At 39.0% G+C, this 15387-nt stretch carries 16 protein-coding genes and 1 pseudogene; 7 read left to right on the top strand and 10 right to left on the bottom strand.

The genetic code is table 11. The features are described 5' to 3' along the window. Positions 1–11: 11 nt before the first annotated feature. The 4 genes from argS to speE all read right to left on the bottom strand — a co-directional run bounded on the left by argS (position 12) and on the right by speE (position 4087). Positions 12–1682 (bottom strand): arginine--tRNA ligase, encoded by a 1671-nt coding sequence (argS, locus tag ACLHDF_RS11615; RefSeq protein ID WP_413918998.1) that lies wholly within the window; start codon positions 1680–1682, stop codon positions 12–14. After that, positions 1679–2119, bottom strand: coding sequence for a DUF1934 domain-containing protein (locus ACLHDF_RS11610; RefSeq protein ID WP_413918997.1), 441 nt, complete (start codon positions 2117–2119; stop codon positions 1679–1681). Before ACLHDF_RS11610 ends, argS begins: the two co-directional genes overlap by 4 nt. A gap of 187 nt (positions 2120–2306) precedes the next feature. Then, the gene (speB, locus tag ACLHDF_RS11605; RefSeq protein ID WP_098399565.1) at positions 2307–3185 is read right to left on the bottom strand and encodes an agmatinase; all 879 of its coding nucleotides are present in this window, start codon (positions 3183–3185) and stop codon (positions 2307–2309) included. Between the two features lie 74 nt (positions 3186–3259). Then, complete coding sequence (gene speE / locus ACLHDF_RS11600) at positions 3260–4087, bottom strand: spermidine synthase (protein ID WP_013059843.1); 828 nt, start codon at positions 4085–4087, stop codon at positions 3260–3262. Positions 4088–4345: 258 nt separating this feature from the next. Here speE and ACLHDF_RS11595 point away from each other — a divergent pair, with 258 nt between their 5' ends. Further along, positions 4346–6412 carry a transglycosylase domain-containing protein gene (locus ACLHDF_RS11595; protein ID WP_413918996.1) on the top strand — a complete coding sequence of 689 codons (2067 nt, stop codon included), beginning with the start codon at positions 4346–4348 and terminating at the stop codon, positions 6410–6412. A gap of 39 nt (positions 6413–6451) precedes the next feature. Here ACLHDF_RS11595 and ACLHDF_RS11590 read toward each other — a convergent pair whose 3' ends face one another. Together ACLHDF_RS11590 and ACLHDF_RS11585 are read right to left on the bottom strand one after the other, a co-directional pair. Next, on the bottom strand, positions 6452–6964 hold the full coding sequence (locus ACLHDF_RS11590; protein WP_413918995.1) for a YwhD family protein: 513 nt from the start codon (positions 6962–6964) through the stop codon (positions 6452–6454). Positions 6965–6983: 19 nt separating this feature from the next. Continuing rightward, positions 6984–7628: a site-2 protease family protein gene (locus ACLHDF_RS11585; protein WP_413918994.1), complete on the bottom strand. Its 645-nt coding sequence runs from the start codon at positions 7626–7628 to the stop codon at positions 6984–6986. A 275-nt stretch (positions 7629–7903) separates the two neighbouring features. On the opposite strand from ACLHDF_RS11585, the gene ACLHDF_RS11580 reads away from it, so the two are divergent. After that, a complete protein-coding gene (locus tag ACLHDF_RS11580; RefSeq protein ID WP_013059847.1) occupies positions 7904–8089 on the top strand; it encodes a 2-hydroxymuconate tautomerase in 186 nt (61 codons plus the stop codon). Positions 8090–8132: 43 nt separating this feature from the next. On the opposite strand, the gene ACLHDF_RS11575 is transcribed toward ACLHDF_RS11580, so the two are convergent. From ACLHDF_RS11575 to ACLHDF_RS11565, 3 genes are all read right to left on the bottom strand, one after another. Next, the gene (locus tag ACLHDF_RS11575) at positions 8133–8642 is read right to left on the bottom strand and encodes a YwgA family protein (RefSeq protein WP_413918993.1); all 510 of its coding nucleotides are present in this window, start codon (positions 8640–8642) and stop codon (positions 8133–8135) included. Between the two features lie 23 nt (positions 8643–8665). Further along, positions 8666–9973, bottom strand: a complete 1308-nt coding sequence (locus ACLHDF_RS11570; RefSeq protein ID WP_413918992.1) for an HD domain-containing protein — start codon at positions 9971–9973, stop codon at positions 8666–8668. Between the two features lie 192 nt (positions 9974–10165). Then, positions 10166–10390 (bottom strand): DUF1450 domain-containing protein, encoded by a 225-nt coding sequence (locus ACLHDF_RS11565; RefSeq protein ID WP_013059850.1) that lies wholly within the window; start codon positions 10388–10390, stop codon positions 10166–10168. Between the two features lie 201 nt (positions 10391–10591). Between ACLHDF_RS11565 and ACLHDF_RS11560 the strand changes: the two genes are divergently transcribed. Then, positions 10592–11266 carry an RsfA family transcriptional regulator gene (locus ACLHDF_RS11560; RefSeq protein ID WP_413918991.1) on the top strand — a complete coding sequence of 225 codons (675 nt, stop codon included), beginning with the start codon at positions 10592–10594 and terminating at the stop codon, positions 11264–11266. Positions 11267–11394: 128 nt separating this feature from the next. After that, complete coding sequence (locus ACLHDF_RS11555) at positions 11395–12246, top strand: biotin/lipoate A/B protein ligase family protein (RefSeq protein ID WP_413918990.1); 852 nt, start codon at positions 11395–11397, stop codon at positions 12244–12246. Between the two features lie 31 nt (positions 12247–12277). Here ACLHDF_RS11555 and pta read toward each other — a convergent pair whose 3' ends face one another. Further along, on the bottom strand, positions 12278–13249 hold the full coding sequence (gene pta / locus ACLHDF_RS11550; RefSeq protein ID WP_413918989.1) for a phosphate acetyltransferase: 972 nt from the start codon (positions 13247–13249) through the stop codon (positions 12278–12280). Between the two features lie 276 nt (positions 13250–13525). On the opposite strand from pta, the gene hemQ reads away from it, so the two are divergent. The 3 genes and pseudogenes from hemQ to gerQ all read left to right on the top strand — a co-directional run bounded on the left by hemQ (position 13526) and on the right by gerQ (position 15379). Then, positions 13526–14269 (top strand): hydrogen peroxide-dependent heme synthase, encoded by a 744-nt coding sequence (hemQ, locus tag ACLHDF_RS11545; protein WP_413918988.1) that lies wholly within the window; start codon positions 13526–13528, stop codon positions 14267–14269. A 182-nt stretch (positions 14270–14451) separates the two neighbouring features. Next, a pseudogene (locus ACLHDF_RS11540) lies at positions 14452–14873 on the top strand (cell wall hydrolase). A gap of 26 nt (positions 14874–14899) precedes the next feature. After that, positions 14900–15379 carry a spore coat protein GerQ gene (gene gerQ / locus ACLHDF_RS11535; protein ID WP_413918987.1) on the top strand — a complete coding sequence of 160 codons (480 nt, stop codon included), beginning with the start codon at positions 14900–14902 and terminating at the stop codon, positions 15377–15379. Positions 15380–15387: the final 8 nt, after the last annotated feature.

Below are 15387 nucleotides of genomic sequence, written 5' to 3'. Positions count from 1 at the left end.
CTCTTTTTTTGTTACATTTTTTCAGGTGCTGAAACACCAATCAGTTTTAGGGAGTTTTGAAGCGTTACTTGAACAGCTTTCACTAGTTCAATACGCGCTTTACTTATTTCTACATTATCGCTGTCTAATACTTTTTCTGCATTATAGAAGCTATGGAACGTAGAAGCAAGATCAAACACATAATTCGTGATGCGGTGCGGAATACGTTTTGTCGCTGCTTCCGCTACGACCTGAGGGAATTCTCCGATTTTTTTCAGTAGTTCCATTTCTTTTTCTGCACTAATTAATGAAAGGTCCGCATCAGATGTTGATTGAATCCCCATCTCTTCACCTTGGCGAAGAATACTGCAAATACGGGCATGAGCATATTGCGCATAGTATACAGGATTTTCATTAGATTGAGAAACAGCTAAATCTAAATCAAAGTCTAAATGTGTATCTGCACTTCTCATCGCAAAGAAGTAGCGAGTTGCATCAAGGCCTACCTCTTCCACTAGATCACGCATTGTTACAGCTTTACCTGTACGTTTACTCATCTTCATTTTTTCGCCATTTTGATATAGTTGAACCATTTGAATAATTTCTACTTCAAGCGTATCTTTTTCATAACCAAGCGCTTGAATCGCCGCTTTCATACGAGGAATATATCCATGGTGATCGGCTCCCCAAATGTTAATTAGCTTGTCAAATCCGCGTTGAATTTTGTCTTGGTGATATGCAATATCTGGCGTTAAGTACGTAAATGAACCGTCATTTTTAATTAACACACGGTCTTTATCATCGCCAAATGTCGTAGAACGGAACCAAGTAGCACCTTCTTCTTCATATACATGGCCTTGTTTTTTCAACGTTTCAAGTGCAACTGAGATTTTGTCATTTTTATAAAGAGACGTTTCAGAATACCATACGTCAAATTTTACACGGAACTGTTCAAGGTCACGCTTTAATTTAGCTAATTCATAGTCTAAGCCGTATTGACGGAAGAATTCAAAACGCTCTTCTTCAGATACGTTTACATACTTGTCTCCGTGCTCCTTTGCTAGCTCTTTTCCGATGTTTATGATGTCAGCGCCATGATAGCCGTCTGCAGGCATTTCTTTGTCTAAACCAAGAGCCTGCATGTAACGTGCTTCTACTGAATAAGCTAGGTTATTAATTTGGTTACCAGCATCATTGATATAGTATTCACGTGACACATCATAACCAGCTTTTTCAAGAACATTACATAATGAATCTCCAACTGCAGCGCCGCGAGCATGTCCTAAATGTAAATCCCCCGTCGGATTAGCTGATACAAACTCAACCTGTACTTTTTGTCCGTTCCCTACGTTTGTTTGACCGTACGCTTCACCAGCTTTGACAATGGTTGGAATAAGTTCTGTTAAATAAGAGTTATTCATATAAAAGTTGATGAATCCAGGTCCTGCAATGTCAATTTTCTCGATAGATGCTTTTGATTTATCGAAGTTGGCTACAAGCTCTTCAGCGATAGCACGAGGTGCTTTTTTGGCAATACGAGCTAGCTGCATAGCCATATTGGTAGAATAATCACCATGTGTTTTATCTTTTGGGGTTTCTAATAGAACTTCTGGAAGTTCTGCTTTTTCAGCAAGACCTGCTTTGACCACAGCATCTTGAATTTCAGCTTTTAATTTTTGCTGCACTTGTTCGACGACGTTCATTTTTTCTCCTCCTTGAATGTAATGGTTAACGCATATTTCCCAGTAGGCTGACCCTGTACTTCTAGATCATACGTTAAAAATAATCGACCCTTTTGAGTCATTTGTTTATATTCAATGTTATGAGCGAATGTCAGTAAATCCATACGTCCATAAGGGCTTATATAAGTTCCTTCGATCTGTACCTTTTTACGAAACGATTGCTTCATTTGAACAGCACCGGTTCGGTTAATTGATACTTCATCTTCACTAATTTTCACCATTGTTCTAATATCTCCGATTTCCTCTTGGTGCTCTGTGTATGTAAGATAAATTTTCGATCCTTTTTCATAATACATACCTTTTGCATTTACCGATGTTGTCTCTTTTCGGTGACCATCACGGATATCTGTCACAATTTTAACTTCAATGGTTTTTTTTACTTCTGAAGCGTTACTCACAAAAGACACTTCCTTATTAAAATGAATACGTTATAACTTAAATAGTATAAACATTCTAAAGAAAGAATTCAATAATACTTCAAAGGAAATATGATAGATACGCCGAGAATTCCTTTTTTCGCTGTCTGTGATGCAATCTCATATTTCAAACAAAAAAGGCGGCCAAAGCGGCCACCTTTTGCTTGATTTATTTCTTTTGCACCCAGCCTAAAATCATTTCGCGAATAAGCTTGCTTGCTGTATTAGCTGTTTGTTCAGACGGATCATAAATTGGAGCTACTTCTACTAAATCTCCTCCGACAATGCGAAGATCTGATTTAGCAATTGCATGAATAGAAGCTAAAAGCTCTTTTGATGTGATACCGCCTGCATCTACTGTTCCTGTACCAGGAGCGTGTGCTGGATCTAGTACATCAATATCAATTGTTACATAGACAGGACGACCCGCAAGAGTTGGTAAAATCTCTTTTAACGGCTCTAGAACTTCAAACTTCGAAATATGCATACCATTTTCTTCCGCCCATTGAAATTCTTCTTTCATTCCTGAACGAATACCAAATGAATAAACATTCTCCGGCCCGATTAGTTCTGCAACTTTACGAATTGGAGTGGAATGAGAAAGTGGTTCTCCTTCATACTCTTCACGAAGATCTGTGTGAGCATCCATATGGATGATGGCCAAATCCGGATATTTTTTATACATTGCTTTCATAACAGGCCAAGAGACCAAATGCTCGCCCCCCATACCTAATGGAAACTTGTCTGCTGCTAAAAGCTGATCGATATACTCTTCAATCATATTTAAGCTGCGCTGAGGATTTCCAAATGGAAGTGGGATGTCTCCTGCATCAAAATATTTTACTTCCTCTAGCTCTCGGTCTAAATAAGGGCTGTATTCTTCTAATCCAATTGATACTTCACGAATACGAGTTGGGCCAAATCGGGAACCTGGACGATAGCTAACTGTCCAGTCCATTGGCATTCCGTAAAGAACTGCTTCACTTTCTTCAAAAACCGGGTGACTGCCGATAAATACATTACCTGAATAAGCTTCATCAAAACGCATATTTACTTCCTCCTTAATTACTCATAGAAAAGATGCCAGCCTTAATCTCTGGCATCTCACTTGTACGTGATAACTTATTTAATAAGATCCTGCACAAATTTAGGCAAAGCAAATGCCGCTTTGTGCAATTCTTTTGTGTAATACTTTGTATCAATATCGAAAAAACGATCTTCGCTTACTTCTAATGGATCATGTTTCTTTGAGCCCATTGTAAATGTCCATAAACCGCTTGGATATGTTGGAATATTCGCTACGTATAGACGTGTAATCGGGAAGATTTCTCTTACATCACGCTGAACATTTGAGATAAGCTCTGGCGTGAACCAAGGGTTGTCCGATTGAGCAACAAAGATACCATCTTCTTTAAGTGCTTTTGAGATACCCGCATAGAATCCTTTTGTAAATAAATTCACAGCTGGACCTACTGGCTCTGTTGAATCTACTAAAATGACGTCATATTCGTTCTCACTTTTAGCGATGTGCATAAATCCGTCGTCTACTTGTACGTCAACACGAGGATCTTCTAGTTTGCCCGCAATTGAAGGTAAGAATTTTTTTGAGTACTCAATAACTTTCCCATCGATATCAACTAACGTCGCTTTTTTTACACTTGGATGCTTTAAGATTTCACGGATTACGCCTCCGTCTCCTCCACCTACAACTAGTACGTTTTCTGGATTTGGATGCGTAAATAACGGTACATGTGCAACCATTTCATGATAAACGAACTCATCTTTTTCTGTTGTCATAACCATACCGTCAAGTAAAAGCATGTTACCAAACTCTTCTGTTTCAACCATGTCTAATTTTTGAAACTCCGTTTGCTCTGTATGTAAAGTGCGATTGATTTTAGCTGTAATACCAAAGTTCTTTGTTTGCTTTTCTGTGAACCATAATTCCATTTCAAACTCTTCCCTTCTATTTTGAGAATTAACCTATGCATAGATTACCCTAACATAATTTATACAAACATGAAAAAAGTATAGATGAATTCAGCAAAAAAGCAAGTAAAATTTTTAGCAATGGAGGTTTAAAACCACCTTTTCTATTTCATACTGATGATAGATACAAGCTTTAGAATCTACTTGCAGCGCTCTTCCAAGCGAATTTTGCTGCTTTGAAGAACGCTGCATAGTGACACATATTGGTGGTGAATGGAAATGGAAACGGTATTAACCGAACATTTAAAAAAGGCAAGACGCATCTTCCGAATTCTTCTCGTCCTTGGTATATTAGCGGGGGCTTTATTGTTGTTTGCCTACATAAGTATCTTTCTCTACGCCAAAATCGCTGGGCCCCCTCCGCTAAACGTTTCTCAAACAGCTGTTTTCTACTCAGCAAACGGTAAAGTTCTTGATGAAGTTCACAATGGACAAAAGCGCTACTGGGTTTCACTTAATCAAATTTCACCCTACGTAAAAGATGCGACTCTAGCCGTTGAAGATAAACGCTTCTATGAGCATCACGGCTTTGATATGCATCGAATCGCTGGAGCAATTGTAGCTGATATAAAAGCTATGGGAAAAGTACAAGGCGCGAGCACCATTACTCAGCAATATGCACGCAACTTGTTTCTAGAGCATGACAAAACATGGACTCGAAAGCTTCAAGAAGCTCTGTATACAATCCGGCTAGAAATGAATTACAGCAAAGATCAAATTCTAGAAGGCTACATGAATACGATTTACTACGGCCATGGAGCCTACGGAATCGAAGCGGCAGCGAGGCTATATTTTGATAAGCATGCCAAAAATTTGACGTTAAGTGAAGCGAGTATGTTAGCGGGTATTCCAAAAGGCCCTAGCTACTACTCCCCTCTTATTCATCAAGAAAATGCAAAGAAACGCCAAAATATTATTTTATCTCTGATGAAAGAGAATGGAATTATCACAGCTAAGCAAGCTACAAAAGCGCTTGTAACCCCTCTAGTATTTGCGGAGCCTGCCGAAAAAGATCCTAACAAAGAAGACGCTTCTTACTTTATGGATGCAGCGTTAGCAGAGCTAAAGCAAGATTTGGGCATTGATGAAACCATGATTTATACAAATGGACTTCGCGTTTATACCACGCTGGATGAAAAGATGCAGCGTACAGCAGAAGAAAAAATGAAGGATGTTATTAGCAGCTCTTCAGATGTACAAAGTGCCTTTGTCGCCATGAATCCTAAAAATGGACAAGTAAAAGCTCTTATTGGTGGAAGAGATTATGAAAAGAGCCCGTTTAACCGCGCTACTCAAGCAATAAGACAGCCTGGCTCAACGATGAAGCCATTTTTATACTATGCGGCATTAAAAGACGGTTTTACTGAATCCACTCCAATGAAAAGTGAAGAAACGACGTTCAAATTGGAAGATGGGGTTTCGACATACACGCCTAGTAACTATCACAACTATTATGCAGATGCTCCTATTACAATGGCTCAAGCTATCGCGCTTTCAGACAATATTTATGCAGTAAAAACGCATTTGTTTATTGGGGAAAATCGCTTGATCGAAACGGCCAAAACACTCGGAATATCGTCACCTTTAAAGAAAGTTCCATCTTTAGCTCTTGGAACTTCGCCTGTCAAAGTCATTGATATGGTTAATGCGTACGGCATCTTCGCTAATGGAGGAAAAGAAATTCGTCCAACTTTTATTAAACGAATTGAAACGCATGACGGAGAAGTGGTCTATCAAGCTCCTTCCGAACGGAAACAAATAATTGATAAGCGTTATGCTTTTCTTACTACCCATTTAATGACGGGCATGTTTGATCAAAAGCTAAACGGCTATACAACAGTCACAGGAAAGCCTATTTCTAAATATGTATCTCGTCCTTATGCAGGAAAATCCGGCACAACCTCCACGGACAGCTGGATGATTGGCTACTCTCCTCAGCTCGTTTCAGGCGTTTGGGTTGGATACGATCAAGGAAGAACAATGGATGATGTAGCTGAAAAAGGATACGCCAAAAAGATGTGGGCATTATTTATGGAAGATGCTTTAAAAGGAAAGAAAAAAGAAAAATTTAAAGCACCAAACGGATTAATGAGTGTAAACATTAATCCTGAAAATGGAAAATTAGCCTCGAAATCCTGTCCTGTTCAATATAAAGCTTATTATTTAACTGGAACACAGCCAAAAACATACTGTACTGACCACGTTGATCACGGAGCAAAAACGAAGAAAAAAGAGCGTCAAGCAGAAGATAAAAAGTTTCACTGGTTCCCAAAATGGTTTGATTAAAAAAGCTTAAGGCCTTGGCCTTAAGCTTTTTTCTCAGTATTACGATGTTTGAAGCGCTTCTTTTAAGTCATCATTAGATAACGTCCAGATTTCTTCGTTATGAGACTTTAAAAACTCACGAAGCAAAGCCTTAGATTTGTTATCCATTTCTTCTACCATAATGCGTCGTTTTAAGGATTTATCCATCTTGTTCACATGTTCAGGAAGTGACTTATAGCCGCGGCGAATTTCACGATCAACGGTCATTTCACATGCTGTCACACCTGCGTAGTAAGGTCCTTCTTCCTTGCGATCAATCGTTACCCACACAAGCCAATATAACTTGCCGTTTGGCACCTCGTCTTTATTCGGTAAGAATTTAATTCCTTTTTCCACTACACTTCTTGCATGCATCGCACCGATATCCACAAATACTTCTTCATCACTCGGACAAACAAAAACGGGTGAAATATTTTCTAAACTTAACGCTCCAACTCCGTAACCGCCGTGGCCGTCGGTTGAATCGTCTTTTATGATATTAAATCCTATACTTTTCTTCTTTGGCTGAGTCATAGTAAGCCTCCTCTATTTATTAAATCAGTGGTGCTAATATCTGCTGAAAGATATTCATAACAAACGTTGCTACTCCGTTTAGAAGCGGCCAGATCACAATTCGATCTAGAGGTGTAATCACAAGAATCAAAAATACAAAAATGCCCCAAGATTCATACTGTGTCATTTTGGCTCGCGTAGACGGCGGAACGAGGTCTTCAATCACTCGGTAGCCATCTAAAGGCGGAAAAGGCAATAAATTAAATAAACCTAACGTTAGGTTTATTTGAATAAACAATGTAAAAAAACGATAAAGCGCATCGTTGTCCACTGCGCCATTGCTCATCAAATAGTAAATAAGCAAGCCGATAAACGCCAACACCAAGTTGCTAAACGGTCCCGCTATCGATACTAGAATACCAGCTAAACGAGGCTTTTTAAAGAAATAGCGATTAACAGGAACCGGCTTCGCCCACCCAAAACCTGCGATAATTAACAAAAGCGTTCCAAATGGATCTAAATGAGCCAGTGGAGAAAGGGTTAGCCTTCCTTGCTTTTTAGCCGTATGGTCTCCAAATAAATAAGCTACATACGCATGTGCAAACTCATGCAGTGTGAATGCAACAATAAGCGTCATCACCACATAAGGAAGGTCTTGCAATGAAAAAGCTAAAAAATGTTCCACTTTTTATCTCCTTTATTTTAAAATAATTTCTACACGTCCTATCTGCTAGATGAACCGTTTTCTCATGTTAAGAAAGATACAAGGCTTCTTGAATATACCCTCAAAGGTCTCAAAAACCAGATATGGGCTCTCTTTGGCCACACCTGGTTTTCTACATCGTTGTTATGATAAAAAGTATACTACAGATTATGTCTTCCATCACTATCTCATACTGTCATTTTATTCAGAAAACGGGTACACTAATCATATACTGATCAAAAAGGAGTGTACACATTATGCCAGTTGTAACTGTTAAGATGCTTGAGGGCCGTACGGATGATCAAAAAAGAGCTCTTGTTGAAAAAGTAACGGATGCTGTTGTAGAAACAACAGGTGCAGCACCTGAAAAAGTATCGATTATCATTGAAGAAATGTCTAAAAACCATTACGCTGTAGCAGGCAAGCGCATGAGCGATCAATAACGCCTACATATAAAAAATGCCATAGGTCGACCTATGGCATTTTTTAATGAACAGACAGTGTTGTCTGAAGTTTTTCAATATATTCGTATGCTTCTGCAATGTCTTCTTCTGTATAGTTCTGCTTACGTTTTAACGTAAACACTTTTTCTTTTACTTCTTCTTTCGATAAATTATCAAAATATAAAATCGTAGAGACAAGCTCCAAAAATTTAGAGCTTTGTTCGTTCATATCCTTCATACATTCCTGCAAGTGAGGAAGCTCTAAGTCATAGTGGCTTAAAAAACCTTCTCCCGCTTCTGTTAATCCGTAGCGATACTGCATATATCCGCCTTTTTTCTCTTTAATTTCACTTAAAAAGCCCAAGTTACACAGCTCTTCAATCCGAAGTGTTAATTCCTCAGAATAGGGTCCAAAAAAGTGAAAATTATATTTTTCATAAAAAGGAAACTTTAGTTTTTTTCCGATAAATATCATCTTTTGTAACTTTTTTCTGCCAACAACTTCTCCCGCCGCGGAAAATACTTTCACAATCTTTGCGTGATCGTTTAACACAGCCCCTTCAACTCCTATACTATTTAACTCTGATCTCCTTTTAGTAAGTTTATAATCTGGTCTTTAACTTTTCGCTTAGACGACAATTGATCAATGAGATCTTGTGGAAAATATAATTTATGATCCGTTCTCTTTTTCCCTGAAATTGCTTCGACAATCTCCGACTGACGTGATAGTTCACGTACTTCATTATTTGGCATCAACAGATGAATCGGTAAACGTTCTTCCTCTTCACCCGGTCGATAAAAATCATACGGTAAGTCACTTGAAGAGTCGACGACTAAATAATAATCTGGATTAATGCCCGCTTTTTTAAATAGTGTTGTGAGCTCCATCCACATTTTCATTTGTGAATTTGGATTAAACTCAATGTATTTAAAAAGCTGACGATTCATAAATCTTCGGCATAGATCAGATAAAATGTCATCCTCTTCCTCTTCCCATGCTTGAAAATAAAATAAAATAACGGATTCATCTAATTTCAAATACTCTTTTAGTGATATTTCTTCTTCGAAAATCGAATAAAAATGAGTTGGCTCCTGCTTGAACTCATAGTGATGACGATGGAGCTCTTTTGCGCGATGTAAAATTTTTGTCAAAATAACTTCAGCACTTCTCGTAACAGGATGGAAATACACTTGCCAGTACATTTGATAGCGACTCATAATATAATCTTCAACCGCATGCATACCGCTGTGTTTAATTACAGCTTGGTCCTCCCGAGGGCGCATAACACGAAGAATTCGTTCCATGTCAAAGTGACCGTAGCTTACTCCTGTGTAATACGCATCACGCTGCAAATAATCCATGCGATCCGCATCGATTTGGCTGGAAATTAAACTAACGACAAGCTTATTTTCATATGTTTTAGCTATTACTTCAGCCACTTTTTTAGGAAAATCCTTTCCTACCTTCGTCAACACTTGATTTACCTCAGTGTCACCCACGATAATAGCTTGCGTAAATTCCTCATGGTCTAAGTGGAAGACCTTCTCAAACGAATGAGAAAACGGCCCGTGGCCTAAATCATGCAATAAAGCAGCACAAAGACAAAGAAGACGTTCATCTTCATTCCATTCAGGACGTCCTTGAAAACCGTCATCAATAATACGGCGCACAATTTCATAAACGCCTAAGGAATGACTGAAACGGCTGTGCTCAGCCCCATGAAACGTTAAGTATGTCGTTCCTAGCTGTCTAATACGACGCAGCCTTTGAAATTCAGCGGTACCAATTAGCTCCCAAATGACACGATCTCTTACATGGATATAGCGGTGAACAGGATCTTTAAATACTTTTTCTTCACTGAGTTTTTCATTAGGATATGTCATTTACATACCTCTCTATCTTCACTTTGTTGTTGCTATAATTTTCGACACTCACTTCCTATTTTCCTATTCAGAATAAAAAATCACCTTGTCAAGCAACCAAGGTGATTTACCTAACAAACAAGACGACACTGTTTGTAAGAAGCTCGTTCGACAAATAAGTAGCAGAAAAGCAGCTATTTATTGTTTCACTATCTATTTTTTTACTTTTTTCTCAATCTTCTCGATTAGTTCATCCTCTGTTGGCGCTGCTACAGGACGGTTATTTACAAATGCAAATGACTTTTTACGTCCGGGTCCACAGTAAGACTGGCAACCGATTTGTACTTCAGCTTGTTCATCTATTTTTTTAAGTCGAGGTAACAACGTTTTGACGTTTGTTGCCTGACAATCATCACAAATTCTAAATTCATTTGCCATGTTGACACAATCCTTTCAAAATTGGTTCATCATTTTGTCTAAGGGGTATTTTACCCCTATTTGAAGTCCGATGCAAGTTAAAGAAGGAAGCAAAATCTATGATACTCCTAGATGAAATGGTATAAAGTATGGATTTTTTGTACATGATGATACTACAAAACATGATTACTATGAGTCATGGAAAATAGAGGAGTGAACAAAGTGAAAGATAGACAAGATGCTTGGACAGAAGAAAATGACTTATTATTAGCGGAAACAGTATTGCGCCATGTCCGCGAAGGAAGTACGCAGTTGAATGCGTTTGAAGAAGTTGGAGATGAATTAAATCGCACTTCAGCAGCATGTGGATTTAGATGGAATGCTGTGGTACGTCATCAATACGAAAAAGCACTGCAGCTAGCTAAAAAACAGCGAAAGCAGCGCATGCGTGCACTTGGACAAGAACAAGGCAAAAAGAAATTATTATATACACCACCAGCATCTGTAGAGCATGTAGAACAAATTATGTCTGCACCTACAGCAACATATAGTTTATCTGAAACACAAGTAGTAAAAAGCAGCAGCGAGGAGCTTACAATGGCTGACGTTATTCGCTTTTTGCAAACAATGCCAAATCAAGCGAGCAATTTACAGGCATTACAGAGCGAAAACAAACGCTTGATGCAAGAGAATGCAGAGTTAGCTAAGAAAAACACAGAGTTGGAAAAACAAATCAAACATCTCGAGGCTAATGCTACTACTATTCAAGAAGACTATGAAACATTAATGCAAATCATGAACCGTGCGCGAAAGTTAGCTCTATTTGATGAAGAAGAACGTTCTTCTACTACGTTTAAAATGGATCGTAACGGAAATCTTGAGAAAATGGCTGAATAAGCTACATGAATGAAGAAAGAGGGATGTCAAACTTGGCTCTTCTTTCTTCTTTTTCTATTTTACAGCCAATGACGCAACGCCTTTATGCTATAATATGTTCGTTTACTGTTTATAAAGGGGTTTGAGATATGCAGCAGAATAGTTTGAAGCTTTTAGCACAGCCCGCTTGGCGTATTATTGATCAATCCAGTCTAGGTCCTCATTTTGATGCCCGTCATTCTTTTGCCATCGATGACACGCTTTGTACAACCGTTGGAAGAGGCGAATCTCCAGCTGTCATGCGTTCATGGGTGCATCACGATACGATTGTACTAGGCATCCAAGACACAAAGCTCCCTCACTTAGCTGAAGGTGTAGCTTATTTACATGAACATGGATATAAAACAATCGTCCGCAATTCAGGCGGCCTCGCTGTCGTACTTGATCAAGATGTTCTAAACATTTCTTTAATTTTTCCTGATGCAGAAAAAGGAATTGATATTGATCGTGGATATGAAGCCATGTTTGATTTGATTAAAGTCATGTTTGCATCTTACGGGGCAGCAATTGAAGCTAAGGAAATTGTAGGCTCTTATTGTCCCGGCAGCTTTGATTTAAGCATTCGTAATCAAAAGTTTGCAGGCATTTCACAGCGACGCGTTCGCGGCGGAGTGGCTGTACAAATTTACTTATGCGTTAAAGGAAGCGGCTCTACGCGTGCTTCTCTCATTCAAGAATTTTACAAAAGAGGTCTCCAACACACGGAAACTAAATTTTCATATCCAGATATCGAGCCTCATACAATGGCCTCCTTATCTGAGCTATTACAGATTGATTTAACCGTTTCTGATGTCATGTTGCTTTTATTGCAAACACTGAATAGCATGAGCTCTTCTCTTGTGAATATGCCTTTAAATGCTACCGAACTCGAGCTATTTGAGACACAGCTGCAGCGCATGTATGACCGCAACGAAAAAGCATTAGGTTCATTAGCCAAATAAAAAAACTCCGCCCTAGGACGGAGTTTTTTTATTAAAGTGCTTGAGCTGCTGTAATTAAAGCAAGCTTGTACACATCTTCTTCGTTACAACCACGAGATAGGTCGTTTACCGGTTTGTTTAGCCCTTGTAAGATTGGACCTACTGCTTCGAAGTTTCCTAAGCGCTGTGCAATTTTGTAACCAATGTTACCTGCTTCAAGGCTTGGGAATACAAACACATTTGCATCTCCTTTGATCACTGAACCTGGTGCTTTCTTTTCAGCTACAGAAGGAACAAACGCTGCGTCAAATTGGAATTCACCGTCCAATGTTACGCTTGGTGCTAATTCTTTTGCAATTTCTACTGCGTTTGCTACTTTTTCCGTTTCCGGAGATTTTGCTGATCCTTTTGTTGAGAAGCTTAGCATAGCAACACGAGGGTCAATATCGAACATTTCAGCCGTACGAGCACTTTCAATTGCAATTTCAGCTAAGTCTTGACTGTCAGGTGAAATATTGATTGCACAGTCAGCAAATACGTATTTCTGATCGCCACGAACCATGATAAATACGCCAGATGTTTTCTTGACACCTTGTCTTGTTTTGATAATTTGTAGAGCCGGGCGTACTGTGTCTGCCGTAGAGTGAGCAGCTCCGCTTACAAGACCGTCCGCTTTGTTCATATGAACAAGCATTGTGCCAAAGTAATTTTCATCTAATAAAATTTTGCGAGCATCTTCTTCTGTTGCCTTGCCTTTACGACGCTCAACAAATGCTGCAACCATTTCATCAAATTCAGAGTAGCTTTGAGGATCTAAAACCTCAACACCGTCTAATTTTACATTTAGTTCTGCTGCTTTTGATGCTACAGCATCTTTGTTTCCAACAATGATAGGCTTTAAGATATTGTCGGCAGCTAAACGAGAAACAGCACCTAATACGCGCTCATCTAATCCCTCTGGGAATACGATTGATACATCGCTAGCTGATACTTTTTGTTTTAAACCTGTAAATAAATCACTCAAAGTAAATCCTCCTCGATATGTAAAAAACTTTTCTCATAATAGGATACTCCACTTTTTTTAAAAATCAAAGGCATGTCCTTCAAGAATCCATGATTACGAAAAAGTCTTTTAATTCTTAATTTTCCGCTAACACTTAAAATAAAACCTGTTTTTACTTTGCGACAATTGTTTAAAGTTTAGTCACAAAATCACGGGTTTTTCATTCCAGTTCTTCGGACAAACTATGATATAGTAGAATTGGAATTTATCATAATCGGACAATAGGAGTGAAACGAAATGGCAGAAGCAGCACAAACATTAGACGGTTGGTATGCACTTCATGATTTCCGTTCAATCGATTGGGGCGCTTGGAAGCAGTTATCAAGCGATGATCGTCAAGCGGCTATCCATGAATTTTTAGGTTTAATTGAGAAATGGAAAGGAACTGAAGCTGAGCAGCAAGGCAGTCATGCTTTATATACCATTGTCGGCCAAAAAGCAGATTTTATGCTAATGCTAGTTCGTCCTACTATGGAAGAACTAAACGAAATTGAAACAGAATTTAATAAAACGAAGCTTGCTGAGTTTACCATTCCTACTTATTCATACGTATCAGTAGTTGAATTAAGCAACTACTTACCTGCTGGTGAGGACCCTTATGAAAATCCTCAAATAAAAGCTAGACTATATCCAACTTTACCGAAAGCTAGTCATGTTTGCTTTTATCCAATGGATAAACGCCGTCAAGGAAATGACAATTGGTACATGCTTCCTATGGAAGAGCGACGTAGCTTAATGCGCAGCCATGGAATGATTGGACGTCAATACGCTGGAAAAGTAAAGCAAATCATTACCGGTTCTGTTGGTTTTGATGATTACGAGTGGGGCGTTACTCTTTTTGCAGATGACGTACTTCAATTTAAAAAATTAGTGTATGAAATGCGTTTTGATGAAGTAAGTGCTCGCTATGGTGAATTTGGTAGCTTCTTTGTCGGAAATTTATTAAAAGAGGAAGCTATTGCACGCTTTTTACATGTTTAAGCTAAGCAGCGAAAGCGTTCATCTCATTTGTAACATCTAGAGTAATAAATACCAATAAGCTTTATCTATATAAAAAACCTGTTTCCAAGCGGAAACAGGTCTTTTTATTTTCTAGCCATGACATATTCGCACTTATAGGACCATATATATACAACAGTGTCACAAGTAAGCGAGGTGGGGTAATGGCAGTCGTTGCACACAACGAAGAAGATGTTAAGCTTCTAGCCAGACTCATTCGAGCTGAAGCTGAAAGTGAAGGAAAACAAGAGATGTTACTGGTGGGAAATGTAGGCGTGAACTGTGCTAAAGCTCCCTGTTTGGATTCTAGAAATATAAGAACCATTCGTCAGATGGTGTTTCAAAACCCAGGCGGATTTGAAGTGACTCAAAAAGCTACTTTTATCAGCGTGCCCGCCAGTCTGAAATTGCACTTGCACGCCGTGTATTAAGAGGGGAACGTTTTAACCCCGCTGAAAACTCACTGTGGTTTTTCAAGCCCAGCGGTAACTGTCCTGCTCAGTGGTATAACCAAAATAACACAGGACGATTTAAATCTCACTGTTTCTTTGCACCAACTCAAGCTGATTGTCCAGGAGTTTACTAATTTCTTTTTGTTTGAAGGAGGTTCCTATGAAAAAACCAAAGTCTAATCAACCGCAACAGCAATATATGCAAAATCCGTATATGAGTCCAAACTACCCTTATTATATGCCTCAGCCCCAGCCAGGTGGCCAGGTTCAAGGACAAGGGCAAGGACAAAGCCAAGGAGGGCCACCCCCTACCTCTTCTGGAGGCAGCGGCGCCCCGCAAGACCCAAATCAACTGCCAATTGAAGAATCATATATTGAAAATATTTTACGTTTAAATCGGGGAAAAATAGCGACTGTATATATGACGTTTGAAAATAATACGCAGTGGAACGCGAAGGTCTTTAGAGGGGAAATTGAAGCAGCCGGACGCGATCATCTCATTTTAAGTGATCCACAAACTGGCACTCGTTATTTACTGCTTATGGTTTATCTCGATTACATCACTTTTGAGGGTCCAATCAAATATAATTATCCGCTTGGCGGTGGAGGCCAGCAGTTGAGCCATTATTCTCCTCGTTAAAAAAACCC

The organism is Priestia megaterium (assembly GCF_046599315.1).
Taxonomy (GTDB): domain Bacteria; phylum Bacillota; class Bacilli; order Bacillales; family Bacillaceae_H; genus Priestia; species Priestia megaterium_F.
Note: the sequence above shows the minus strand (reverse complement) of the source record. Positions and strands in the feature narration are given on the sequence as shown.

Coding starts and splice junctions, on each gene's coding strand:
- argS (WP_413918998.1), bottom strand. CDS start 1,682: ATGAACGTCGTCGAACAAGTGCAGCAAAAATTAAAAGCTGAAATTCAA.
- speB (WP_098399565.1), bottom strand. CDS start 3,185: ATGCGTTTTGATGAAGCTTATTCAGGTAATGTATTTATCGGCAGTCAC.
- speE (WP_013059843.1), bottom strand. CDS start 4,087: ATGGAATTATGGTTCACAGAAAAGCAAACAAAGAACTTTGGTATTACA.
- ACLHDF_RS11595 (WP_413918996.1), top strand. CDS start 4,346: ATGGAAACGGTATTAACCGAACATTTAAAAAAGGCAAGACGCATCTTC.
- ACLHDF_RS11590 (WP_413918995.1), bottom strand. CDS start 6,964: ATGACTCAGCCAAAGAAGAAAAGTATAGGATTTAATATCATAAAAGAC.
- ACLHDF_RS11580 (WP_013059847.1), top strand. CDS start 7,904: ATGCCAGTTGTAACTGTTAAGATGCTTGAGGGCCGTACGGATGATCAA.
- ACLHDF_RS11570 (WP_413918992.1), bottom strand. CDS start 9,973: ATGACATATCCTAATGAAAAACTCAGTGAAGAAAAAGTATTTAAAGAT.
- ACLHDF_RS11565 (WP_013059850.1), bottom strand. CDS start 10,390: ATGGCAAATGAATTTAGAATTTGTGATGATTGTCAGGCAACAAACGTC.
- ACLHDF_RS11555 (WP_413918990.1), top strand. CDS start 11,395: ATGCAGCAGAATAGTTTGAAGCTTTTAGCACAGCCCGCTTGGCGTATT.
- hemQ (WP_413918988.1), top strand. CDS start 13,526: ATGGCAGAAGCAGCACAAACATTAGACGGTTGGTATGCACTTCATGAT.
- gerQ (WP_413918987.1), top strand. CDS start 14,900: ATGAAAAAACCAAAGTCTAATCAACCGCAACAGCAATATATGCAAAAT.